General features: G+C 66.5%; 16 protein-coding genes. 9 read left to right on the forward strand and 7 right to left on the reverse strand.

All coding sequences use genetic code 11. The features are described from left to right. Nucleotides 1-181 precede the first annotated feature (181 nt). On the reverse strand, nucleotides 182-1,180 hold the full coding sequence (locus tag AC5P9L_RS08960) for a polyprenyl synthetase family protein (RefSeq protein ID WP_012479378.1): 999 nt from the start codon (nucleotides 1,178-1,180) through the stop codon (nucleotides 182-184). Between the two features lie 214 nt (nucleotides 1,181-1,394). On the opposite strand from AC5P9L_RS08960, the gene AC5P9L_RS08965 reads away from it, so the two are divergent. After that, a complete protein-coding gene (locus tag AC5P9L_RS08965) occupies nucleotides 1,395-3,008 on the forward strand; it encodes an alpha-glucosidase (protein WP_005408452.1) in 1,614 nt (537 codons plus the stop codon). 177 nt (nucleotides 3,009-3,185) lie between these two features. Here AC5P9L_RS08965 and AC5P9L_RS08970 read toward each other — a convergent pair whose 3' ends face one another. Then, on the reverse strand, nucleotides 3,186-5,942 hold the full coding sequence (locus AC5P9L_RS08970; RefSeq protein WP_227415305.1) for a TonB-dependent receptor: 2,757 nt from the start codon (nucleotides 5,940-5,942) through the stop codon (nucleotides 3,186-3,188). A gap of 251 nt (nucleotides 5,943-6,193) precedes the next feature. After that, nucleotides 6,194-8,245, reverse strand: a complete 2,052-nt coding sequence (locus AC5P9L_RS08975; protein WP_062606664.1) for a glycoside hydrolase family 97 protein — start codon at nucleotides 8,243-8,245, stop codon at nucleotides 6,194-6,196. Nucleotides 8,246-8,482: 237 nt separating this feature from the next. On the opposite strand from AC5P9L_RS08975, the gene AC5P9L_RS08980 reads away from it, so the two are divergent. The 6 genes from AC5P9L_RS08980 to AC5P9L_RS09005 all read left to right on the forward strand — a co-directional run bounded on the left by AC5P9L_RS08980 (nucleotide 8,483) and on the right by AC5P9L_RS09005 (nucleotide 15,302). Further along, nucleotides 8,483-10,675: an MGH1-like glycoside hydrolase domain-containing protein gene (locus tag AC5P9L_RS08980; protein ID WP_060380876.1), complete on the forward strand. Its 2,193-nt coding sequence runs from the start codon at nucleotides 8,483-8,485 to the stop codon at nucleotides 10,673-10,675. Next, entirely contained in the window at nucleotides 10,672-12,159 is a 1,488-nt protein-coding gene (locus tag AC5P9L_RS08985; protein WP_012479383.1) for an MFS transporter, read from the forward strand. The genes AC5P9L_RS08980 and AC5P9L_RS08985 overlap by 4 nt, the downstream gene beginning before the upstream one ends. After that, nucleotides 12,159-13,874: an alpha-amylase family glycosyl hydrolase gene (locus AC5P9L_RS08990; RefSeq protein ID WP_062606666.1), complete on the forward strand. Its 1,716-nt coding sequence runs from the start codon at nucleotides 12,159-12,161 to the stop codon at nucleotides 13,872-13,874. The genes AC5P9L_RS08985 and AC5P9L_RS08990 overlap by 1 nt, the downstream gene beginning before the upstream one ends. 121 nt (nucleotides 13,875-13,995) lie before the next feature. Then, nucleotides 13,996-14,382 (forward strand): SseB family protein, encoded by a 387-nt coding sequence (locus tag AC5P9L_RS08995; protein WP_062606668.1) that lies wholly within the window; start codon nucleotides 13,996-13,998, stop codon nucleotides 14,380-14,382. A 150-nt stretch (nucleotides 14,383-14,532) separates the two neighbouring features. Continuing rightward, nucleotides 14,533-14,997 carry a GNAT family N-acetyltransferase gene (locus AC5P9L_RS09000; protein ID WP_062606669.1) on the forward strand — a complete coding sequence of 155 codons (465 nt, stop codon included), beginning with the start codon at nucleotides 14,533-14,535 and terminating at the stop codon, nucleotides 14,995-14,997. Continuing rightward, nucleotides 14,994-15,302, forward strand: a complete 309-nt coding sequence (locus AC5P9L_RS09005) for a hypothetical protein (RefSeq protein ID WP_062606671.1) — start codon at nucleotides 14,994-14,996, stop codon at nucleotides 15,300-15,302. Before AC5P9L_RS09000 ends, AC5P9L_RS09005 begins: the two co-directional genes overlap by 4 nt. Here the strand turns inward: AC5P9L_RS09005 and AC5P9L_RS09010 are convergent. The 4 genes from AC5P9L_RS09010 to AC5P9L_RS09025 form a co-directional block, all read right to left on the reverse strand. After that, a complete protein-coding gene (locus AC5P9L_RS09010) occupies nucleotides 15,292-15,693 on the reverse strand; it encodes a hypothetical protein (protein WP_223846373.1) in 402 nt (133 codons plus the stop codon). The two genes, AC5P9L_RS09005 and AC5P9L_RS09010, sit on opposite strands and share 11 nt — an antisense overlap. Before the next feature lie 146 nt (nucleotides 15,694-15,839). Further along, nucleotides 15,840-19,424, reverse strand: coding sequence for an ABC transporter permease/M1 family aminopeptidase (locus AC5P9L_RS09015; protein ID WP_062606674.1), 3,585 nt, complete (start codon nucleotides 19,422-19,424; stop codon nucleotides 15,840-15,842). A 12-nt stretch (nucleotides 19,425-19,436) separates the two neighbouring features. After that, entirely contained in the window at nucleotides 19,437-20,339 is a 903-nt protein-coding gene (locus AC5P9L_RS09020; protein WP_094002091.1) for an ABC transporter ATP-binding protein, read from the reverse strand. A gap of 131 nt (nucleotides 20,340-20,470) precedes the next feature. Next, nucleotides 20,471-21,502 carry a LacI family DNA-binding transcriptional regulator gene (locus AC5P9L_RS09025; protein WP_049397657.1) on the reverse strand — a complete coding sequence of 344 codons (1,032 nt, stop codon included), beginning with the start codon at nucleotides 21,500-21,502 and terminating at the stop codon, nucleotides 20,471-20,473. A 292-nt stretch (nucleotides 21,503-21,794) separates the two neighbouring features. Here AC5P9L_RS09025 and AC5P9L_RS09030 point away from each other — a divergent pair, with 292 nt between their 5' ends. Next, entirely contained in the window at nucleotides 21,795-22,367 is a 573-nt protein-coding gene (locus AC5P9L_RS09030; protein ID WP_012479392.1) for a single-stranded DNA-binding protein, read from the forward strand. A gap of 202 nt (nucleotides 22,368-22,569) precedes the next feature. Next, nucleotides 22,570-23,475 (forward strand): hydroxypyruvate isomerase family protein, encoded by a 906-nt coding sequence (locus AC5P9L_RS09035; protein WP_227415307.1) that lies wholly within the window; start codon nucleotides 22,570-22,572, stop codon nucleotides 23,473-23,475. Nucleotides 23,476-23,500: the final 25 nt, after the last annotated feature.

Below are 23,500 nucleotides of genomic sequence, written 5' to 3' on the forward strand. Positions count from 1 at the left end.
GCGGTAGTGCCGGCCGCTGGCGGGCAACCTCATGATGCTGCGGATGTCATCGGGAATGCCGGCCAGCGGCCGGCACTACCGGATGCGGTCAATGCGAGCGTTCCCGTGCCGACCAATGGTCGGCACCCTCCGGAACGCCGGTTTGGTGGGTGCCGACCGTTGGTCGGCACACCTCAACCCATCAATGCGAGCGCTGCACCGCGTAACGCGCCAGGCCACGCAGGGCCGCCACGGCATCGTTGTCGCCCAGGCCATCGAGCGCGCGCTCGGCGGCTTCGGCATATTCCTCGGCACGCGCGCGGCTGTACTCCAGGCCGCCGGTGGAGCGGATCGCGGCCAGTACTTCCGGCATCGCCGAAGCGTCGCCGTCCTGCACGATGGTGCGCAGGCGCTCGCGGGTGGCGTCGTCGGAATGGGCCATGGCATGGATCAGCGGCAGCGTGGCCTTGCCCTCGGCGAGGTCGTCGCCCAGGTTCTTGCCCAGTTCCTCGGCATTGGCCGAGTAGTCCAGCACGTCGTCGGCGATCTGGAACGCGTAGCCCAGATGCATGCCGTAGTCGAACAGGGCCTGCTGGGTGGCTTCGTCCACGCCGCTGGCCAGCGCACCCAGGCGGGTGCCGGCGGCGAACAGCACCGCGGTCTTGCGCTCGATCACACGCAGGTAGGCGGCTTCGTCGGTGTCCGGGTTGTGCACGTGCAGCAGCTGCAGCACTTCACCCTCGGCGATGCGGTTGGTGGCGTCGGCCAGGATCTGCATCACCGGCATGCGCTCCAGCTCGACCATCAGCTGGAAGCTGCGCGAGTACAGGAAGTCGCCGACCAGCACGCTGGGCGCGTTGCCCCACAGCGCGTTGGCGGTGCTGCGGCCACGGCGCAGGCTGGATTCGTCCACCACGTCATCGTGCAGCAGGGTCGAGGTATGGATGAACTCGATGATCGCCGCCAACTGGTGGTGCTCCGGACCGGCCTGGCCGACCGCGTGGCCGGCCAGCATCACCAGCATCGGGCGCAGGCGCTTGCCGCCGGCGGAAATGATGTGGTCGGCGATCTGGTTGATCAGCACGACGTCCGAGGACAGCCGGCGCCGGATCAGGGCGTCGACGGCGGCCATGTCGGCCGCGGCAAGCGACTGGATCTGGGGCAGGCCCAGGGCGGGACGGGTGTCTTCGGTGATGGTCATGCGATCAGGCTTTCAGGCTCACCACCGATTATAGGCGCTGGCCGTGAATTCGGGCGCAAACGGGGCTGGCCGGCGTTCCCGGCCCCGCAAACGCTGCCGCCTGCGTGAATACGTATGCAGGTTGCGCCATGCCCGCGAGGCCGCCGCTAAGCTTGCCGGATCAGGATTTCGGCCCGCTGCCGGCGGGTCCCGCATGCCCGGAGGGGGGCTGTCGATGTCGCACTATCCATGGTGGCGCGGAGCCGTCATCTACCAGATCTACCCGCGCAGCTACCTCGATGCCAACGGCGATGGCGTGGGCGACCTGCCGGGCATCATCCAGCGCCTGGACCATATTGCCGCGCTGGGCGTGGACGCGATCTGGATCTCGCCGTTCTTCAAGTCGCCGATGGCCGACTTCGGCTACGACATCGCCGACTATCGCGACGTCGACCCGCTGTTCGGCAGCCTGGACGACTTCGACCGTCTACTGGCCAAGGCGCACGACCTGGGCCTGAAGGTGATGATCGACCAGGTGTTGAGCCATACTTCGATCGAGCACGCCTGGTTCCGCGAGAGCCGCCAGGACCGCAGTAATCCGAAGGCCGACTGGTACGTCTGGGCCGACCCGCGCGAGGACGGCACCCCGCCCAACAACTGGCTGTCGCTGTTCGGCGGCGGCGCGTGGCAGTGGGAACCGCGCCGTGAGCAGTACTACCTGCACAACTTCCTGGTCGACCAGCCGGACCTGAACTTCCACAACCCGGACGTGCAGCAGGCCACCCTGGACAATGTGCGGTTCTGGCTGGACCGCGGCGTGGACGGCTTCCGCCTGGATGCGATCAACTTCTGCTTCCACGACGCGCAGCTGCGCGATAACCCGCCCAAGCCGGCGGACAAGCGGGTGGGCCGCGGCTTCAGTCCGGACAACCCGTACGCCTACCAGTACCACTTCTACAACAACACCCAACCGGAGAACCTGCCATTCCTGGAGCAGCTGCGCGCGCTGCTGGATGAGTATCCGGGCGCGGTGAGCCTGGGCGAGATCTCGTCGGAAGACTCGCTGGCCACCACCGCCGAGTACACCCAGGACGGCCGCCTGCACATGGGCTACAGCTTCGAGCTGCTGGTGGACGACTACAGCGCGGCCTACATCCGCGACACGGTCTCCCGGCTGGAAGCGGCGATGACCGAAGGCTGGCCGTGCTGGGCGGTTTCGAATCACGATGTGGAACGCGCGGTCAGCCGCTGGGGCGGCTATCCGGCCGATCCGCGCCTGGCGCGGATGCTGGTGGCGATGCTGTGCTCGCTGCGCGGCTCGGTGTGCCTGTACCAGGGCGAGGAGCTGGGCCTGGCCGAGGCCGAGGTGCCGTTCGAGGCGCTGCAGGACCCGTATGGCATCACCTTCTGGCCGAATTTCAAGGGCCGCGACGGTTGCCGCACCCCGCTGCCGTGGACCGACGCTCCGCTGGCTGGCTTTACCTCCGGCACGCCCTGGCTGCCGATCCCGGCCGAGCACCGGGCGGCGGCGGTGGCCGTGCAGGAGCGCGACCCGCACTCGGTCCTGGCGGCGTTCCGCGCCTTCCTGGCCTGGCGGCGTAGCCAGCCGGCGCTCCTGCATGGCAGCATCCGGTTCATCGAAAGCGCCGAGCCAGTGCTGCTGTTCGAGCGTATGCTTGCAGATGAAACCCTCCTGCTGGCCTTCAACCTGTCGGCCGAAGCGGTGAGCCATCCGCTGCCGCCGGGCAACTGGCAGCAGGTGGCGGTGCCGGGCCCGGATGCGGGCACGGTGCAGGGCAATGAACTCCAGCTGCCGCCGCGCGCGGTGTATTGCGCCCGACGCAGCTGACCGTTTTCTCCGGTGGCGGTACTTGCGGGGACGGGGCCGAAGCGCCCCGTCCCTTTTTTGTGGGTGGGATTGCGGTGAAGGGCATCCACGCAAAAGAAAACCCGCTGCCTGCGCAGCGGGTTTCCGGTCCTGCTCCCCTTGTGTTGCCGGCCAGCGGCCGGCACTACCCGGTCGTGGTCAGAACTTGTAGTTCACGCCCAGCATGTAGGTGCGGCCCCATTCGATGTACTCCAGCGGGCGGTCCTTGCTGCCGGCGTAGGTGCGGTACGGCTCGTTGGTCAGGTTGCTGCCCTGCAGCAGCAGGGTCAGCCCCCGCAGGGCGCTGCTGTCGCTGAAGGTGTAGCTGACCTGCGCATCGGTCACGTTTTCGCCCACCACGTAGCGCAGGCTGCGATTGCCGTTGAAATTGCCGATCTCACCGATGAAGTCCGAACGTCGGCGCTGGCTCACGCGTGCCTCAAAGCCGCTGCGCTCGTAATAGGCGGTGAAGTTGTACACGCGCTTGGACAGACCCGGCAGGCTGATCGGGTCACTGCCCACGCTGGACGCGCTTTCCGGATCCAGGATGGTGATGTCGCTCTTGTTGAAGGTCGCGCTGGCCTGCACGCCGAAGCCACGCAGGCTGTCGGTCAGCATGTCCAGCGGGAACGATGCGGTCAGCTCCAGGCCCTTCAGCGTGCCGCCCTTGCCGTTCTGCGGCGCGGAGAAGGTGCCGGTGGTCAGCACCGGTGCGGTCATGCCCGGCGGCGGTACGTAGCTGCCCAGCAGCGCGGTGAAGTCGTAGTTGTCCACCGACTGGGTGTAGACGTAGCTCTTCAGGTCCTTGTAGAAGATCGCGGCGGCCACGTAAGCCTTCTCGCCGAAGTACTTCTCATAGGACAGGTCCAGTGCGGTGGCGCGCCACGGGTCCAGCAAAGGGTTGCCGCCACTGCCGCCGGGGCGGCCGGTGCCGGTGTCCACGCCGAACTCCAGGCCGGCACGCATCTGGTCCACGCGCGGCCGCGCAACCTGCTTGGCGGCGGCAAAGCGCAGCGTCTGCTGGTGCGGGAACATGAAGGCCAGGTTCAAGCTTGGCAGCCAGTCGTTGTACTTGCGGCCTGCGGAGTAGGGCTGGATGTTGCTGCCAGCCGGCTGCGAGCTGTCCCAGTAGCGCGAATCCGAGCTCTGGTCGGTGTGCTGCATCTGCACGCCGATGTTGCCGCGCACGCCGACCACGCCGATGTCGGTGTTGATGTTCAGGCGCGCCCACGCGGTGGTGATCTTTTCCTGCACCGTCCACGACTTGGGAATCAGGTAGTCCAGGTTGTCGACCGGGTTGAAGATCATGTAGCGACCGACCGCGGCCGGCACGTTCCAGGCCGGGATGGTGCCGAGGCCGGCGAAGCTCAGGTCGACCGGGCGGTACTGCAGGTCCGAGGCGATGTTGGCATCACCCTGTGCACCGAGCAGGATGTTGCCTTCGGACTGGGTCTTCACCTTGCGGCGGTCGGCATAGTTGACGCCGATGTCGATGTCCGGCGCCCACGAGGCGATCGCTTCGGGCAAGGCGATCGTTGCGGCCAGCTTGCCACCCTTCAGGCGGTCTTCCACCTGCGGCACCTTGCCGTAGCCGGAGCCGTAGATGGTGTTGGTCAGGAACAGCGCGTCGGGATTGGAGTAGTTCAGGCCCGGGCTGATCTGCGAGAAGCCGTTCTGACGGATCGACACGCCGACCGTGTCCAGCTGAGGCATCGGGGTCAGCTGCAGGTTGTTTTCCAGGTTCAGCTCAGCGCGCGTGGCCTTGGAGTAGTTCAGGTCGGCGACCAGCTTGACGCCGCCGAAGTTGAACTCGTTGTTCCAGCCGAACGCATCGATCTTGTCCTTGCGCTTGTTGTACATGCCGCGCACCAGCGGATACACGCCGCTGGCGGTGCCGCCGGTGAACGAGCCGTTGGCGTTGATCTGCGGGTTGCTGACCAGCAGGCCCGGGGTGTAGTTGCCGTTGTAGTTGCTGAGGTTCAGCTCGAACTGGTTGGCGGTGTCGATCTGCTCGGCTTCGGTGTGGAACGCATCGAAGGTGCTGGTCCAGCTGTTGTTCGGACGGAACTGGATCGTGGCCATCACGCCGTCGCGCTTGTTGTTGCCGGTGCGGCGCAGCGCCTTGATGCCATCGGAGAAGTAGGTGCCGGCGCCCACGCCCGGGCGCTCGCCCTTGTCGGTGTGTTCGGTGGTCCACGGTTCGTACAGGCCGACCTGGTTCTCCTGGATCGGCATGTCGCTGTGCGCGTAGCCGATGGCAATGCCCAGGGTCTTGTCCAGGAACTGGTCGATGTAGCTGGCGCTGAAGCGGTTGCCGTACGGATCGACGTTGGCGGCGCGGCCCAGCGAACTCTTCTGGTAGCGGCCGCTGACCGCGATCACGCGCTCGCCAAAGCTGAGCGGGCGTGCAGTCTGCATGTCGATGGTGCCCGACAGGCCCTGGCCGACCAGCGCCGCGTCCGGGGTCTTGTACACCGTCACGCCGTTGACCAGCTCGGACGGGTACTGGTCGAACTCGACACCGCGGTTGTCGCCGGTGCTGACCACTTCACGGCCATTGAGCAGGGTGGTGGCGAAGTCCGGCGACAGGCCGCGCACGCTGATCACCTGCGCACGGCCAGCCACGCGCTGGGCGGCCAGGCCGGGCAGGCGCGAGATGGATTCGGCGATGCTGACGTCGGGCAGCTTGCCGATGTCTTCGGCGGAAATCGCCTCGACCACCGAGGTGGCGTCCTGCTTGACCGCGATCGCGTTCTCGATGCCGCGGCGGATGCCGGTGACCTGCACCGTATCCAGGTTGGTGGCGGCGGTGGTGGCCGGCGTGGTGGTGCTCTGCGTGGACTGTGCCGACGCCAGCGTCGGCGCCAGCACAACGGCCAGCGCGAGACTCAGCGCACTGCGCTTGTGGTTCAACATTTTCCCCTCCCAGGCAATGTTGCAGATCGATTTGTGAGCGTTCCGGCGGTGCCGTGAACGTGCGACGCGGTGGCCGCTGTCGTCGCCGCTATGGTAGGCAGCGCGTTCTTCGCGGGAATCACCCTGCATACGTATTCAATGGCGTTTGCAGGGGTGTAATCGCTTTCAGATCCTGCTTGCGGTGGTGCCGGCCAGCGGCCGGCAATCACGTTCACCGGCTTGCCGGCCAGCGGCCGGCACTACCGGGGCATTCACAGCGGCGTGAAGCGAACGGCCTGCCCACCGCCCGGTGCCAGCACCAGCGTCAGTGCATCGGCGCTGGTCACCTCGCGGGTTTCGCGCGCGAACGCGAACGGATTGCTGCGGAAATCGGCGCCTTCGCCATCGCGGTAGATCTCGGCGCGATAGCGCACGCCTGGCTCCAGGAAGCCCAGCGATACCGGCAGCACGCGGCCGTGTTCGTCGGTGATGCTGCCGAGGAACCAGTCGCGGCTGTTGCGGTCACGGCGCACGATCGTCACGTAGTCGCCCACTTCGCCATCGAGCACGCGGCTCTGCTCCCAGTCCACCGCCACGTCCTCGATGAAGCGGAATGCCTCGCGGCGCTGCAGGTAGTGCTCGGGCAGGTCGGCGGCCATCTGGATCGGGCTGTACAGCACCACGTACAGCGCCAGCTGGCGGGCCAACGTGCTGGGGATGGCCTGGCCGTGGCGGCCCTTCAGGCTGAGGATGCCGGGGGTGTAATCCATCGGCCCGGCCAGCATGCGGGTGAACACCAGGTTGACCTCGTGCTCCGGCGGGTTCGGCGGCTGGCCCCAGGCGTTGTACTCCATGCCGCGCGCGCCTTCGCGCGAGATCCAGTTGGGGTAGGTGCGGCGCAGGCCGGTGTCCTTGATCGGCTCATGCGGGTTCACCGACAGGTGCCGGCGCGCAGCCTCCTGCACCACCTTCAGGTGATGGCGGGCCATGAACTGCCCGTCGTGCCACTCGCGCCACAGCGGGCCCCCCGTGGGATTGCGGCGGTCGACCTGGCCATCGTCGCAGACGTAGCCGGTCTTGAACTGGTCCACGCCCAGCCGTGCGTACAGGTCCAGCGCGGCACCCAGCTGGTCCTCGTAGTGCTCGATGGCGCAGCCGGTTTCATGGTGGCCGATCAGGTGCACACCCTTTTTCAGGCCATATGCCGACAGCGCTTCAATGTCGAAATCGGGCGTGGCCCGGGTGAAATCGAAGTCGTAGCCGTTGCCCACCCACATGCCGTCCCAGCCCGGGTTCCAGCCCTCCACCAGCACGCCGCGGAAGCCATGCGCGGCGGCGAAGTCGATCACCTTCTTCGTCTTGGCGGTGGTGGCTGCATGCTTCGGCCCCGTGGCCCAGCTCTCGTTGTCCAGGTGCATCGACCACCACACGCCCACGTACTTGGCAGGCTTCACCCAGCTCACATCGCCCAGCGCATTGGGCTCGTTGAGGTTGAGGATCAGGTCCGATTCGACCAGGCCACCGGCGCGGTCGGCGATCTGCAGCGTGCGCCACGGCGTGGCGAAGGGCAGGGCACGACGCACCTTCCAGCCCTCGGCCGAGGGTGACAGCTGCGCGCGCAGGCGTTGCCCCTCGGTGCGCCGCAGCCACATGCCGGCGTAGTCCACCAGAGCGGCCTCGTGAATGGCCACATGCAGGCCATCGCGGCTGCGCACGGTCATCGGCGTATGCACCAGCGGCACCTCGCGCAGCGGCGTGCGCTGGTACAGATATTCGTAGTGGATCGGCTCGCCGGCGGGGATCCACCAAGCGGTGGATTCAGGTGCGATGGCGAACTCGGTCAGTTCGTCATCGATGATCGCCTCGTGCAGGTTCGGCTGTTCGGGGAATACATAGCGGAAGCCCAGGCCATCGTCGTAGGCGCGGAACACCACATCCAGCCGACGCTTGCTCCCGGTGGTTTCGGCCAGCTGCACGGTCAGCTCGTTGAAGTGGTTGCGGGTGAGCCGGCGCTCGCCCCACGGCTGCTCCCAGCTGTCGTCGACGCTGCGCCGCTGCTGGCCAAGCAGGGCGAAATCGCGGTCCAGGCGGCCGTCGCGCAGGGCGAAGCCGAGCTTCGAATCCTCCACCACGGGTTCGCCGAAACGCTCGACGCGGTAGCGGGCGGTGCCGCCGTCCAGCACGAGGCTGACCTTGAGCACCTTGCCGGGTGATTCGACGCTGGCGACCTGTGGCGCGGCCTGCGCCAGCGTGGCCACGCCCAACAGGGCCAGGCCGAACATGTGCGCGAACAGCGCGCGTACAACCGTGTGTGGCATCGGCATTTCCCCTCCCAAGGCGCCGTTGGCAGACCCGGACCATAAGCCAGCGCAGCAGGCGCGCTACCGCGTGGCGCCATGAATACGTATGCAGCTGGACGCAGCCGACAGCCCCGCGTCTACCATGGGGCCAAGGCACCTTGAGGGAGGGGCCGCGCCCGCCCGCCGGCAACGACGGTGCGGACCTACAACGCGTGCAGAGAGGGAGGGAGGCCGACGGGCGCAAGCCGGTCCGCCGCTTCGATGCTGAAGATCATTTGCCTGACCGCTGCCCTGGGGGCAGCGCTGGGATCGACCGCGCAGGCGGCCGACCTGCAATTCGACGGCCGCCATGCGCGCGCCGAAGCCGCTGCCAACGGCGGCTTTGTTCTGCATGCGCCGAAGGGCGCAGTGCAGATCGCAGCCGCACCGATGCGCAGCCAGACCGGCAGCGTGATGTTCGACGCGTTGTTCGCGCTGGCCCAGCAGGAGATGGACCAGGACCGCGTGGACGCGATCCGCGATCCCGCGTTCGACGAAGGCCGACCGGTGCCGTGCGAGTGTTTCCAGACCGGCGCGCGCTGGCCCTATGTGTGGACCCGCGATGTCAGCTTCGCCGCCGATCTGGCGCTGGCGCGGCTGGACCCGCGACGCACCCGGCAGTCGCTGCAGTTCAAGCTGTCGGCGGCGCGCGACGGGCACACGCCCGGCCTGTTCGTGGCGCAGGACACCGGTTCCGGTGGCAGCTGGCCGATCAGCAGCGATCGCGTGGTGTGGTTCCTGGCGGCACGTCATCTGCTGGAGGATCGCGCGTTTGCCGACCAGATCTGGCAGGCGCTGCAGGGCACGCTGGCGCAGGACCGCGCAATGGTGTTCGACGCGCAGGTGGGCCTGTACCGTGGCGAGACCTCCTTCCTGGACTGGCGCGAGCAGACCTATCCGGACTGGACCCGCGAGGACGTGCGCTTCATCGGTGATTCCTACGCATTGTCCACCAACGTGCTGCACTACCAGGCACTGCGCCTGGCCGAACGCCTGGCCGGCCAGCACGGCGACGCCCGCGCGGCCGACTACAAGGCGTGGGCCGATGCGTTGGCGCAGCAGATCGATGCGCGCTTCTGGCGCGAGGATATCGGCCAGTACATGAGCTACATCGGCGAAGCCGCGCACCCGGTGCCGTACGCCAAGGTCGATCTGCTGGGCCTGTCGCTGGGCATCCTCGCCGGGGTGCTGCCGCCCGAGCGCGCACGCCGTGCACTGGCTGCTTACCCGATGGGGCCAGCCGGCAGCCCCGTGGTCTGGCCGCAGGAAGCGCAGCAGCCGATCTACCACAACCGCGCGATCTGGCCGTTTGTCAGCGCCTACTCGCTGCGTGCGGCGCGGCAGCTGGACGATGCGCCGCGCATCGCCGCCGAGATCCGTTCGCTGATGCGGGGCGCCGCGCTGGCCGGTTCCAACATGGAGAACTACGAGCTGGTCAGCCAGGCCGTGCATGTCGAGGAAGGCGCGCTGAGCGGCCCGGTGGTCAACTCCGAACGCCAGCTGTGGTCGGTGGCCGGGTATCTGTCGATGGTGGTCGAAGGCGTGTTCGGCGTGCAGGACGATGGCCGCGTGCAGCCCAAGCTGCCGGCCGCGCTGGTGCCGGAACTGTTCGGCACGCAGCGCAGCATCAGCCTGGAAGTCACTGGCAAGCGCTATGTGCTGGAGCGTCCGCAGAGCGTGGGCGATGGCTTGCTGGTGGCGGGCAGGACCACCACGCGCGGCACGACCACCACGGTGCAGCTGGTGACTGCCCCGGCAGCAACAGGCTTCGCTGCCACGACTGCGGATGCCAACGCGCGTGCGCCCGCAACACCCGCGGCACCGCAGGCCCTGCGCAGGGGCACGGGTTGGAACGTTCCGGTGCAAGCCGGGCAGGTTCTGTGGAAGGACGGCAGGGCCGTCGTCGCCAGCAATGGCCAGGTGCAGATCAGCGACGATGGGCTGCAGCATTGCCTCAGCCTGACCCGACGCGAAGGCGCGTTGGAATCGCTGCACAGCCCAATGGTCTGCGTCGGTCCACAGCAGGTGCTGAAGGGTGCGCAGCGCTGGCAGTTCACCTCGGCCAAGGCCGGGCAGGTTCGCCTGCGCCTGCAATATCGAAACCCGAACGGGCCGATCAACACCGGCGTCACGGCTGCGGTCAAGCAGCTGGTGCTGCAGTGCCCGGGCCAGCCGTTGCAGCGGCATACGGTCACGCTGCCGCACAGCGTGGCCGTGCAGGACTCGACCTCGGCAACATTCACGGTGCCAAAGGGGCAATGCACGGTTGCGCTTGAAGAGGGCTTCAACATGAGCGCGCTTGAACATTTCGCGCACTACACCGGTGGCAAGGGCGGCCGCGAGGGCGTGCTCAACCAGGCCCAGGTGCAGGCGCTGACGGTGGCGCCGGTGGCGATGGAAGAGGGTGCACGATGAATCGTCCCGCCAAACCGCAGCTGTCGTTCTGGCAGATCTGGAACATGTGTTTCGGCTTCCTCGGCATCCAGTTCGGGTTCGCCCTGCAGAACGCCAACGCCAGCCGCATCTTCGAGACGCTGGGTGCGGACATCGACGCGGTACCCGGGCTGTGGATTGCCGCGCCGCTGACCGGCCTGCTGGTGCAACCGGTGATCGGTTACCTGTCCGACCGCACCTGGACCCGCTGGGGTCGTCGTCGTCCGTACTTCATGATCGGTGCGGTGTTGACCACGCTGGCGCTGCTGGTGATGCCGAACTCGCCGACGCTGTGGATCGCGGCCGGCACGCTGTGGGTGCTGGATGCCTCGATCAACGTATCGATGGAGCCGTTCCGTGCCTTTGTCGGCGACCAGCTGGCGCCACGCCAGCGTCCGGCCGGCTACGCGATGCAGAGCTTCTTCATCGGCGTGGGCGCCATCGTCGCCAGCTTCCTGCCATTCATCCTGGCCCACTTCGGCGTTGCCAACACCGCGGCCGCCGGGGAAGTGCCCGACACTGTGCGCTATGCGTTCTACTTCGGCGCGGTGGTGCTGCTCGCGGCGATCACCTGGACGGTGGTCAGCACCCGCGAATATTCACCGGCGGAGCTGGCCGGGTTCGATGATGCCGAGCCACCGGAACATCACGCGGCGGCCGCGATCAACGGCCCGGCTTCATGGACGCGGGTGACCCTGTGGCTTGGGTTGGGTGTGTTGCTGGCGCTGCTGATCACCTGGCGGCAAGGCGACAGGATGCTGTACGTGCTGGCCGGCCTGTGCGCCGGCTACGGCCTGCTGCTGGCGGCGGCGCGCGCGCTGCCGGCCACGCATATGCTGGCCGCCATCGTCGGCGACCTGCGCGCGATGCCGGTCACCATGCGCCGCCTGGCGTGGGTGCAGTTCTTCTCGTGGTTCGCGCTGTTCGCCATGTGGATCTACACCACCGCTGCGGTGGCCGGTACCCACTTCGGTTCGACCGATCCACAGTCGGCCGCCTACAACGAAGGTGCCAACTGGGTGGGCGTGCTGTTTGGCGCCTACAACGGCTTCGCTGCGCTGGCGGCGGTGCTGATTCCGCCGATGGTGCGTGCGATCGGCCTGCGCTGGAGCCACCTGGTCAACCTGTGGCTGGGCGGCGCTGGCCTGGTCTCGCTGATGTTCATCCGCGACCCGCACTGGCTGCTGCTGTCGATGGTGGGTGTGGGCTTTGCCTGGGCCTCGATCCTGTCGTTGCCGTATGCACTGCTGTCCGACAGCGTGCCGGCGTCGAAGATGGGTGTGTACATGGGCATCTTCAATTTCTTCATCGTGATTCCGCAGCTGGTGGCGGCCAGTGCGCTTGGCTTTGCCCTGCGCGCATGGCTGGGTGGCCAGCCGATGCATGTGCTGGTGCTGGGCGGCTGCAGCCTGTTCCTGGCCGGCCTGTGCGTGCTGCGGGTTCCGTCCCGTCCGGAGGTGGTGTGATGCGTGGTGTCCTGGCTGTTGCTGTTTCCCTTGCCCTGTTCGCCGGCCAGGCCGCGGCCGCGCCGCGCCCGGACTACGTCGGCACCACCGAGCCGTTCGCCAGCGATGCGGTGTATTTCGTGGTCACCGACCGCTTTGTCAACGGTGATCCGTCCAACGACCATCGTGACCAGGGTGGCGCGCACCGCACCTTCGATATCCCGGTGCCGTGCCCGGACAAGGTGGACGGCAACATCGGCTATCTCGGCGGCGACTTCCGTGGCGTGCTCGACAATGCGCAGTACATCCGCAACCTGGGCTTCGGTGCGGTGTGGATCACGCCCATCGTCGACAACCCGGACGAGGCCTTTACCGGCAGCAAGCCGATCAGCTGCACCAGCACGCTGACCGACCGCGGCAAGACCGGTTACCACGGCTACTGGGGCATCAATTTCTACAAGCTCGACGAGCACCTGCCGAGCAGAGACCTGGACTTCGCCGGGCTGACCAAGGGCCTGCACGGTGCTGGCTTGAAGGTGGTGCTGGATATCGTAGGCAACCACGGTTCGCCGGCCTGGACCATGCCGACACGGCAGCCGCAGTTCGGGCAGATCTTCGACAAGGACGGAAAACTGATTGCCGACCACCAGAACCTGCCGCCGCAGAAACTGGATCCGAAGCACAACCCGTTGCACGCGTTCTACAACAACATCGGTCCGGTCGACAGCAAGGACGGCTCGATCTTCGACGGCAACCTGGCCGAGCTGTCGGACTTCAACCAGGACAATCCGGCGGTGATGGACTACCTGGTCGGCGCCTACCTGCAGTGGACCGCGCAGGGCGTGGACGCGTTGCGCATCGACACCATCGGCTGGCTGCCGCACCCGTGGTGGCATGAATTCGTCAAGCGCATCCGCGCCGAGCATCCGGGCATGTTCATGTTCGGCGAAGCGTTCGACTACGATGCCGCGCGCATCGCCGAGCACACCTGGCCCGCCAACGCGAACGTGAGCGTGCTGGATTTCCCGTTGCGCGGCGCACTGGAGCAGAGCTTCGGCACCGCCAACAAGGGCTTCGAGACCCTGGCTGAGCCACTGCACCTGAGCGGTGGCCCGTATGCCAATCCGTACGAGCTGATGAGCTTCTACGACAACCACGACATGCCGCGCCTTCAGGCCAGTGACAACGGCTTCATCGATGCGCACAACTGGCTGTTCACCGCGCGCGGCATTCCGGTGGTCTATTACGGTTCGGAGACGGGCTTCATGCGTGGCCGTGCCGAGCATGCCGGCAATCGTGCGTACTTCGGCCAGCCGCGTGTGGATGCGGCGCCGAAGAGCCCGATCTTCGCGCCGCTGCAGCGTATCGCCAGGCTGCGCGAAGCCACCCCGGCGCTGCAGCGCGGCCTGCAGGTGAACGAGCGCCTGCAGGGCGATGAGGCGGTGTTCTTGCGCGTGCTGCAGCATGGCGAGGTGGCGCAGACCGCGCTGGTGCTGCTGAACAAGGGCGACAGGGCAAAGAGCTTCACTGTGTCGCGTTACGTCCAGGCGGGCCGCTGGCGCGATGCGCTGGACGGCGGTTCGTTGCAGGTGAACGGTCTGCTGAAGGCCGACGTGCCCGCGCACGGCGTGAAGGTCTATGTGCTGGACGCTGCCGTGCAGCAGCCGGCGCTGCAGGCCGAGCTGGACAAGGCGATGGCCGACCAGAAGGCGCGGGACCAGCGTCTGGGGCGGTAGTGCCGGCCGCTGGCCGGCAGCCCCGGATTCCGGGTACCTGCAGGTGCCGGCCAGTGGCCGGCACTACCGGGTTTGGCCGCATCCGGCACAATAGGCACCCCTCACGCCCCGCCGTATCGCCATGACCGACCTCGCCCCGCAGACCCCGATCGAAACCCTGCTGAAGGCGGCGATGGACGGGTCGGTGCCGATCCGCGCCTTCATGGAGGCCTTCGTCGCCTCCGAGGTGGTACTGCTGACCGGCAGCCTGGTGACCCCCGATGGCAGCGGCTTCGACCCGCTGCTGTTCGACAAGCAGGGCACCCTGCACGTGGCCGTGTTCACCGATCCGTCGCGGGTGGGCATCTACAGCCAGCAGGCCGAACACCAGATCCGCTGGCGGATGCTGGACGTGCTGCGCCGGGTGCCGGGTGGCTACGGCGTGGTGATCAACCCCGGTACCCCGCTGGGCTTCGAGATCTCGCCCAGCGGCGTTGGCGAGATCCTGAAGGACTTCGCCCAGGGCTGAGTTGCCGTCGCGCCATTTGTAGCGTCGAGCCATGCTCGACTGCCTTTCGCGCATGGCCTGATGTGTCGAGCATGGCTCGACGCTACAGAAGGCTTCCCTTCGGGCGCCGTCCATGATCCCCTTGGGTGACATCGGGATCGAGGCATTGCCATGGAATTCAGGGGACTACCCGCCGACGCACCGGAACGGCAGCAATTGGCCCAGTGGTACCACGCGGAATGGGGCCAGGACGCCGGCCTGACACTGGAACAGGAACTGCAGCGGCTCAATCCGCCACAGGATGCCGAAGGTTTCCCGCACCTGATCGCCGCATTCGATGACGGTCAGGTGGTTGGCGCAGTCCAGCTCAAGCGGCGGGAAATGCAGGCGTTCCCACAGTACGAACATTGGCTGGGCAGCGTGTTCGTGGCCGACAGCCATCGCGGGCGTGGGCTGGCTGGCGCGCTGGTGGAGCAAGCAGCGGCGCAGGCGGTGCGGATGGGGGTTTCCGATCTCTACCTGCAGACCGAGGCCCTGGACGGTGGGCTGTATGCGCGGCTGGGCTGGAAGCCGCTGCAGGAAGCCGACAACCGCAGCTATCGCGTGCTGGTGATGGTGCGCAGGTTGGCAGCATGAGCGTACCCACGGCACGCCATTCCCGCTCGGCCCTGATCTTCCTGATCGCGGCGATCGCTGCCGCGCTGGTGTCCATGCCCCTGCTGCGCGCGGTGGGCATGGTGCTATGGCCGGTGTTCGTCATTGCCTGGCTGATCAACCTGGGCGCGGCCTGGCATCTGGCCCAGTGGGCGCGCCAGCAGCGCCGTTCGGCATGGGCGTTCGGGTTGCCGGCGGCGCTCGGTACCGTCGCCTCGATCGTGGTCTTCGTGCTGCTGGCGTTGCTGGGGCCGAAGGCCAGGCCTCAGCCGGAAATCACCGGCTGAGTGCTTCGTTCCACTCGTTCCACAGGACACCGTCCACGGCGGTGAGCAGTGTCTGCTGGACCTCGATCAGCGTGTTCATCTCATCCAAAACCGCCTCCAGGTCGGTGATTGAGATCTCGAATCTGGCCGTGCACTGGCTCATGGCATGTACGTGTCCAGTGCCATGCGCTAGCTCGATGGCTTCCTGGAGGACATGGGGCGCGTCGTTGAGAGAGAGCCGCAGGCGAACGTCTTCATCGCCCGTAATGAGAACACTGTTCCCACCCAGCTCCAATTCGAGCTCAAGACCACAGTCGGCCAATACCTCGGCTGCCCAGTTCAGTGATGCGGAGATTCCGTGTGCGGCGAAGTAGATATGGCTGGATGTCATCGCGGCCTCTCGAAGGTTCACGGAGAGTATCGCTTGCCTTGAAATGGAATCTGGTGGTGTCCCTGCATCTCTGGCCAATCAGGACTTTAAATGACGCAATTGGGCGTGGCATGTCGTTTCTGTCTGCAGCAGTGATGCCAGCCATTTGACTGGCACCACCGCATACCTCACATCGTTACCTTGCGCCGGTTGTCATCGCTCACACGGTCGATCAGCTTGTTGTAGGGGTCGAAGCCCGCTTCATCCGGCTTTTCATCCACGGTCACCGTGATCTTCGGATCGGCGCTGGTGATGTGGTGGCGCTGCAGGTACAGCACCTTCTGGTCGCGCTCCTTGCCCGACGGCCCATTGGCGAACACGCCGACCTCGACCCAGTCATCCATCTTTCCGTCGCTCTCCTTGCCCTTGCCGTCGGCGTACTGCTTGGCGGCGTGCAGGTCCAGGGTCACGTCGTAGCGGCCGTCATCGCGCTTGCGGGCGCTGGCGGCCATTACGCGGTTGTCGTAGAAGCTGATCTTCTCGAACAGGTCGGTGACCAGCTGCTGGCGGTCGGCCGGGGTCTCGGCGCGGATGTAGTCCAGCAGCTCGCGTGAGGTGGTGTACGGCGGTTGCTGGTACCCCTTGTCCTGCAGGAAGCGCTTCAATGCGCGGTTAAGCGCCTGCTCGCCGATCTCCTCGCGCAGCCGGTAGAACACCAGCGAACCCTTCTGGTAGTGGATGTACTGCTGGTTCTCCACACGTTCCAGCGGCTGTTCCTCGATGGCCTCGCCGCCGCGGCCGGACAGGTAGCCGTCCAGCTCGCGCTTGAGGAACTGGCGCATGTGCTGGCGGCCGTACTCCTGCTCCATCACCATCAGTGCCGAATACTGCGACAGCGATTCGGACAGCACCGTCGCGCCCTGCACGTTGGCACCGATCACCTGGTGCGCCCACCACTGGTGCGCGATCTCGTGCGCGGTTACGTAGAAAACGTAGTCCACCTTGTCCGGGTCACGCAGGTCGGCGATGAAACCGATGGCCTCGGAGTAGGGGATGGTGTTGGCGAACGACTGCGCGAAGCGGGCATAACCCGGGAACTCGATGATGCGCACCTGGCGATGCTGGTACGGGGTGAAGTTCGCCTCGTAGTAGGCCAGCGATTTCTGCACCGCTTCGATCATCCGGTCCACGTTGTAGCCGTGCGCCGGATCGAAGTAGACCTCGATCGGTATGTCCTTGTACTTTGCCTTGCGCACCTCCCAGCGCGCCGACAGATAGGCGTAGAAGTTCAGCATCGGTCGATCCATGGCATAGCTGAAGCAGCGCCGGCCATTGACCGTGCTCTCATGCTGCAGATAGCCCGGGGCCAGCGCCACCTGGTCTGGTGCCGTGCAGATCGTGGTGCGGAAGTCGAGCCAGTCGGCATCGTTGGCTATGTACGTGTTGGCACGCGCGGCTTCGTCTTCCAGCTTGGGCATGCGCCGCGGCTCACCCAGGTCGCGCTTGCGCCGCTCGTTGCGGTCGCTGATCTCGGCGCCTTCGTTGTAGCCGAACGACGGCAGTACGCGGCTGTTGAAGAAGGTGCCGTTGTCGACGATGTTGCTTGGTGCTTGGCCCGCGGTGATGCCGTTGGGCTTCTGCACCACCCGGAAATGCACGCTGCGGGTTTCACCCGGTTGCAGCGGTTTCTGCAGGCGGTAGATGCGGTAGCCGAGATCGGCGTCATGCATCGATAGTGTCTGCCCACCCAGGTCGACCGCGACCAGCTGCTTGTCATCGCCCATCGAGACGTGCACGTCCTGGATCGGCGTGGCGTGGGTATTGCGCACCGTCCAGTTCGCATCGATCACCATCGACTGCGATTCGGGGGACAGGTCCACGCGGTTGTCCACCGCCACGATGCGGGGCTGCGGCAGGTTGCGGTACTTCGACAGCTCGCGCTCGTAGCGGGCCTGCAGGTCCAGCTGCTGGTCGGGCGAGACGAACTCGTTGCGGATGTTGGTGCTCCAGTACAGCCAGCCACCCACGGCGACAAAGGCCAGGGCGGCCACTGCGGCGAAGGCACCGGTCGGGCCGCGCAGGCGGCGGCCGGCCAGGGCCAGGCGCTGACGCAGGCCCTGGCTGACACCTCGTACCCAGAAGGCTGACGCCAGGCACATCAAGGTCAGCAGGAACAGGGCCCAATAGCCCTGGAACGCCAGCTGCCCGGTCAGGAAGTGGCCGTAGCCGTTCATGTCCGAATAGGGCGCGTTGGGCCAGCTGCCGAAGTTGTACAGGTTCTGCGTGTAGTCGAGCAGGCCGAGCACGCCCTGGCCGATCATCACCACGATCAGCAATGCGTAACCGACGAACTTGTTGTTGGTGAGCACCTGCAGCACCAGCGCCAGGCCCCCCATCAGGATGTAGACCACCGAATCCAGCGCCAGGCTGCGCAGGTACAGCAACGGCTCCAGATGCGTGTAGCCCTTGGCCAGCTGCACGCCCATCGCCGCCAGCGCGCCGGCGGCCTGGAAGCAGATGATCACGGCCAGCAGTGCGGTGAACTTGGCCAGCAGCGGCACCCAGTTCGGCACCGGCATGGCATCGGTCACTTCATTGATGCGCGCACTGCGTTCCTTCCAGACCAGCTCACCGGCGAAGAACAGCACGATGATCACCAGCAGCCAGCTGAAGGCCCCCTGCAGGCCCATGATCATCTGCGAGGTGACCGGCCAGATCGAGGTGCCGTACAGGGTCTGCCGGAACAGCGCGCTGGGCAGGAAGTTGGCCAGGCCCAGCACCAGCAGCACGATGAACGGCACGCTGCGCAGGACGCCGCGTGTATCGAAGCGGACCTGGCGCAGGAACTGCTGCCACGCCGTGCTGGCAGTGAACGCCGGTATCACGCGCGGCAGTGTCGCGCGGGTGGGGCGGACCACGCTGGCATCGGCAGCCGGTTGCGCCTGCCTGCGGCCCCAGCGCGGACGGCCACTGCCGCTGCGTTCGGTGCGGAACAGCGCGAAGGTGGCGGCGAACAGCGCGGCAGCCACGCCCAACCACAGGGCGCGGTTGGCCAGCAGGTAACCGGCCAGCTCGGGAATCCCGTTGTTGCGTTCGGCAGTGGACCAGTAGCGGATGGTACGGCCGAGTGCGCGCATGCCCAGCGGTTCGCTCAGCACCGCGATCCACGTATTGTCGATGTCGCGCAGCAGGGCCGCGCTGGCGCCGTACAGGACCAGGTAGGCCACCAGGCCGATGTAGACCCAGAGGATCGAGCGGGTCAGCGCTGCCAGCAGCGACAGCAGCGCGGTGGTGAACAACAGGTTCGGAATGACGATGACCGCGAACGTCCAGGCATAGCCCTGCCAGCTGATCGGGCCCATGCGTTCGGGATCGACCCAGGGCATGAACGGCGCCAGCCACAGGCCGAACGCGATCAGGATGTAGACCAGCAGCCCGGCCGCCAGGGCGGCAGCGATGCGCCCGGCCAGGTAATCGCTGCGCTTCACCGGGCTGGCGAAGATCAGTTCGGCAGTGCCGAGTTCGAAGTCACGCAACAGCGCGTTGCTGACGAACAGCGCGGTGACCAGCATGCCGAGCAGGGTGAAGATGCCCAGCATCTGCGCGATCACGGTGGGCGCGTTGCTGTGCACGTTGCCGGTGCCGCCACCGATCTGCACGGCGTCGCTGGACGCGGCGGCAAAGGCAAGCAGGGCGAACAGCCCGGCCAGCAGCCACAGCAGCGGGGATCGCAGCTGCTCGCGCAGCTCGAAGCGGAAGAAGTTGAGGATCATGGCGTGCTCCGCTCAGGCTGCCGCGCGGGCACGGGCCTGCAGGCGCAGGCGCTGGAAGTACACATCCTCGAGGTCGGGAGCCACGGCCGCGAAGCCGTCGCCAGGGTCGTTGGCGCTGTGCACGTGGATCACCGGGCGGCCACCGACCAGGCGGGTGGACAGCACCACGTAGCGTGCCTCGTGGTCGGCCAGTTCCGAAGGATCAACCTGCTTGCGCCAGACCTGCTGCTGCAGGGCGTCGATGGCATCGGCCGGGCGCCCGGTCAGCAGCACCTGGCCTTTGTTCATGATCGCCATCGTCGGGCACAGATCGGTCACGTCCTCGACGATGTGGGTGGAGAGGATTACCGCCACGTTCTCGCCGATCGCCGCCAACAGGTTGAGGAAGCGGTTGCGTTCTTCCGGGTCGAGGCCGGCGGTGGGTTCATCGACGATCACCAGCCGCGGGTCACCCAGCAGCGCCTGGGCAATGCCGAAGCGCTGGCGCATGCCGCCGGAGTAGGTGCCCAGCTTGCGCTTGCGGGCATCCCACAGATTCACCTGCTGCAGCAGCCCATCGACCACCTCGCGGCGCTGCGCGCGCTGGGTCAGGCCCTTGAGCACCGCGAAATGCTCCAGCAGGTCCAGCGCGCTGACTTTCGGATACACGCCGAAATCCTGCGGCAGGTAGCCCAGCCGGCGGCGCACCGCGTCCTTGTCGCGCAGCACGTCGATCGGCGCCTCGCCTGGAATGCTGAGCGTCGCCGTTCCGCTGTCGGCCTCCTGCAGGGTGGACAGCGTGCGCATCAGCGACGACTTGCCGGCGCCGTTGGGGCCGAGCAGGCCGAACATGCCGCGCGGGATGTCCAGGCTGACGTTGTTGAGGGCGTGCACGCCATTAGCGTACGTCTTCGACAGCGAATCGATCTTCAGCATGTGACGTACACCTTTCCATGGGCGATGTCTGCGCGTTATCCGCGCATCAGCCTCCGTGCGCATCCGCCGTTGGTCATGGGGGGAGAATTCCGCCGTCGCACGTTGGGGCGGGGCGGGAGGCCTGGCGGCGCTTACCGGCGCAGCGACGATTCCCGCACCACCAGCTTCACCGGGATGCTCTGGCTCTCCACCGGCTGGCGACCGATCAGTGCCAGCAGGCGCTCCACCAGCAGCTGGCCGGCCTGCTTGGTGTCCTGCTGCACGGTGGTCAGCGCCGGGGATACCGAGGCCGCCAGCGGGATGTCGTCGAAGCCGGTCACCGCCACGTCCTGTGGCACCCGCAGGCCGGTCTCGCGCAGGGCGCGCATCGCGCCGATGGCGATCAGATCGCTGGCGGCGCAGATCGCATCGATCGGTTCACCGCGTGCCAGCAGCACCTGGCAGGCCTCCTGGCCGGAAGCCTCGGTGGTGATCGCATCGTGCTGCAGCGCCGGTTCGGCGGCCAGGCCGTGGTCCTGCAGGGCCGCGACATGGCCGCGGTAGCGCTCCTGGAATTCGGGGTAATGGCTGGAGGCATGGCCGAGGAAGGCGATGCGGCGGCAGCCCTGCTGCAGCAGGTGGGTGGTGATGTCGTGCCCACCCTGGAAGTTGTCGCTGCCGATCGAGACGCCGGGTTGGCCGGGCAGGGCGGCGCCCCAGCGCACGAAGTGCGTGCCCTGTTCGACCAGCCGCTGCAGGCGGTCGCGCGATTCGTGGTAGTCGCCGTAGCCGAGCAGGATGATGCCGTCGGCCTTGTTGCTGTCCTCGTAATCGGCCTGCCAGTCGGTGGACAGCTGCTGGAACGAGACCAGCAGGTCCTGCCCATGCAGGGCGCAGGCACGGGTGATCGAGCCCAGCATCGAGTGGAAGAACGGGTTGATAAGCGAGTCGTCGTTGGTCGGGTCCTCGAAGAACAGCAGGGCCAGCGTGCCGGCGTTGCGCAGGCGCAGGCTGGAGGCGTTCTTGTCGACCTTGTAGTTCAGTTCGCGGGCGATGCGCAGGATGCGCTCGCGGGTCTCGGCATTGACCATCGGGCTGCCTCGCAGGGCCCGCGACACGGTCGGCTGGGAGACCCCGGCCAGGTGGGCGATGTCCAGGGAGGTGGCTTTGCCTTTGATCGTCATGGGAACGCGGGAGGGGGCAGGGGGAGGAGCTTGGGCATGATGCCATGGGCAGACGCCAATGCCCCTCCGGATGTCCACCGAAGCGAGGGTAAGTCATTGCCGGACAAGGAAATCAGTTCAATCCTCCTGCGCGGCCGGGGTCTTCTGACCGGGCGGATGGCGGCGGCAATGCTAAGATGCATCGTTCTCGCATTCCCCCAAATTTCAACAGGGGCGGCCTCGCCTACTGCACCCCCGCCCGGGGCTGTGCTATCACTGGCGGTCTGCCCCTGGACAACGGACGAAGGTACCTATGGCGCGCGGCATCAACAAAGTCATCCTGGTCGGCAATCTCGGCAACGACCCGGACGTGAAGTACACCCAGGGCGGCATGGCGATCACCCGCATCAGCCTGGCCACCACCAGCGTCCGCAAGGACAAGGATGGCAACCAGCAGGAGCGCACCGAATGGCACCGCGTGGTGTTCTTCGGCAAGCTCGGCGAGATCGCCGGCGAGTACCTGCGCAAGGGCAGCTCGGTCTACGTCGAAGGCAGCCTGCGCTACGACAAGTACACCGGCCAGGACGGCGTGGAGAAGTACTCCACCGACATCATTGCCGATGAAATGCAGATGCTGGGCGGCCGCGGTGAAGGCGGTGGCGGCGGCGGTGGTGGCAACTACGGCGGCGATCGTCCGCAGCGCCAGCAGACTCCGCGCCAGGAGTATGGTGGCGGTGGTGGCCAGCGTGGTGGCCAGGGCGGCGGCTATGGTAACCAGGGCGGCAACCAGGGCGGCGGTTACGGCAACCAGGGTGGCAACCAGCGTCCGCAGCCGCAGCAGGCGCCGCCGATGGATGACTTCGCTGACGACGATATTCCGTTCTGATCGAACGCTCCTTTGCAGCAGAAAAGAATGCCCCGCTCATGCGGGGCTTTTCTTTTTGCGCGATGCCATCTGCGTTGTGCCTCGCACCATCAGTTTTTCGTGCACCGCGACTTGCAAACAGACAATTTCCTCCCCTATGGTGCAATCGATTGCATTGCTGTGAATCGTTGCGTTTGATACCGGTTGGGAGGCCGGAAGGTGGATGTCCATCCATTCGATCAGACCGGCCCCGGCGACGGGCCTCACGCGGCGCGATGCGCTGCGCATCGCAGTTGCCGGCAGCATTGGCCTGGGGGCCGCGACAACCGCGGGCGCATTGCCCGCATTCGCCGCCACGGCGCCACTCAAGGGCAAACTGAAGCATTCCGTCGCACGCTGGACCTTCCCGCAGCTGTCCGTTGCCCAGCTCTGCACGACGGTGAAGGACATCGGCTTTGCCGCGATCGACCTGGTCGGCCCGGAGGACTGGCCCACGCTGCAGGCGCATGGCGTGTACAGCTCGATGTGCAACGGCGCAGAACTGGGCCTGACCAAGGGCTTTGCCGGCCGTGAGTTCCACGACCAGCTGGTGGAACGCTACACGCGGCACATCGATCTGGTCGCCGATGCCGGCTATCGAAACCTCATCTGCTTTTCCGGCAACCGCAACGGTATGGACCCGCAGGACGGCATGGCCAATGCCGAGGCCGGGCTCAAGCGCATCCTCGGACATGCCGAGAAGCGCGGCGTGGTGCTGGTGATGGAGCTGCTCAACTCCAAGGTCGATCATCGCGACTACCTGTGCGACCACTCCACGTGGGGTGTGGAGCTGTGCCAGCGGCTCGGCTCGGACAATTTCGGCCTGCTCTACGACATCTACCACATGCAGATCATGGAGGGCGACATCATCGCCACCATCGGCAAGCATCACGCCTGCTTCAAGCACTACCACACCGCAGGCGTGCCCGGCCGGAACGAGATCGGAGACCAGCAGGAGCTCCACTATCCAGCCATCTGTCGCGCGATCCGCGACACCGGTTTCAAGGGGTATCTGGCGCAGGAGTTCACGCCTGCAGCGCCCGATCCCGTTGCCTCATTGCGCGAGGCGATCCGCCTCTGCGACGTCTGAAACGATATCCACCCAGGTGAGAAAC

It is taken from the genome of Stenotrophomonas sp. YJH_SMC_64 (assembly GCF_059371375.1).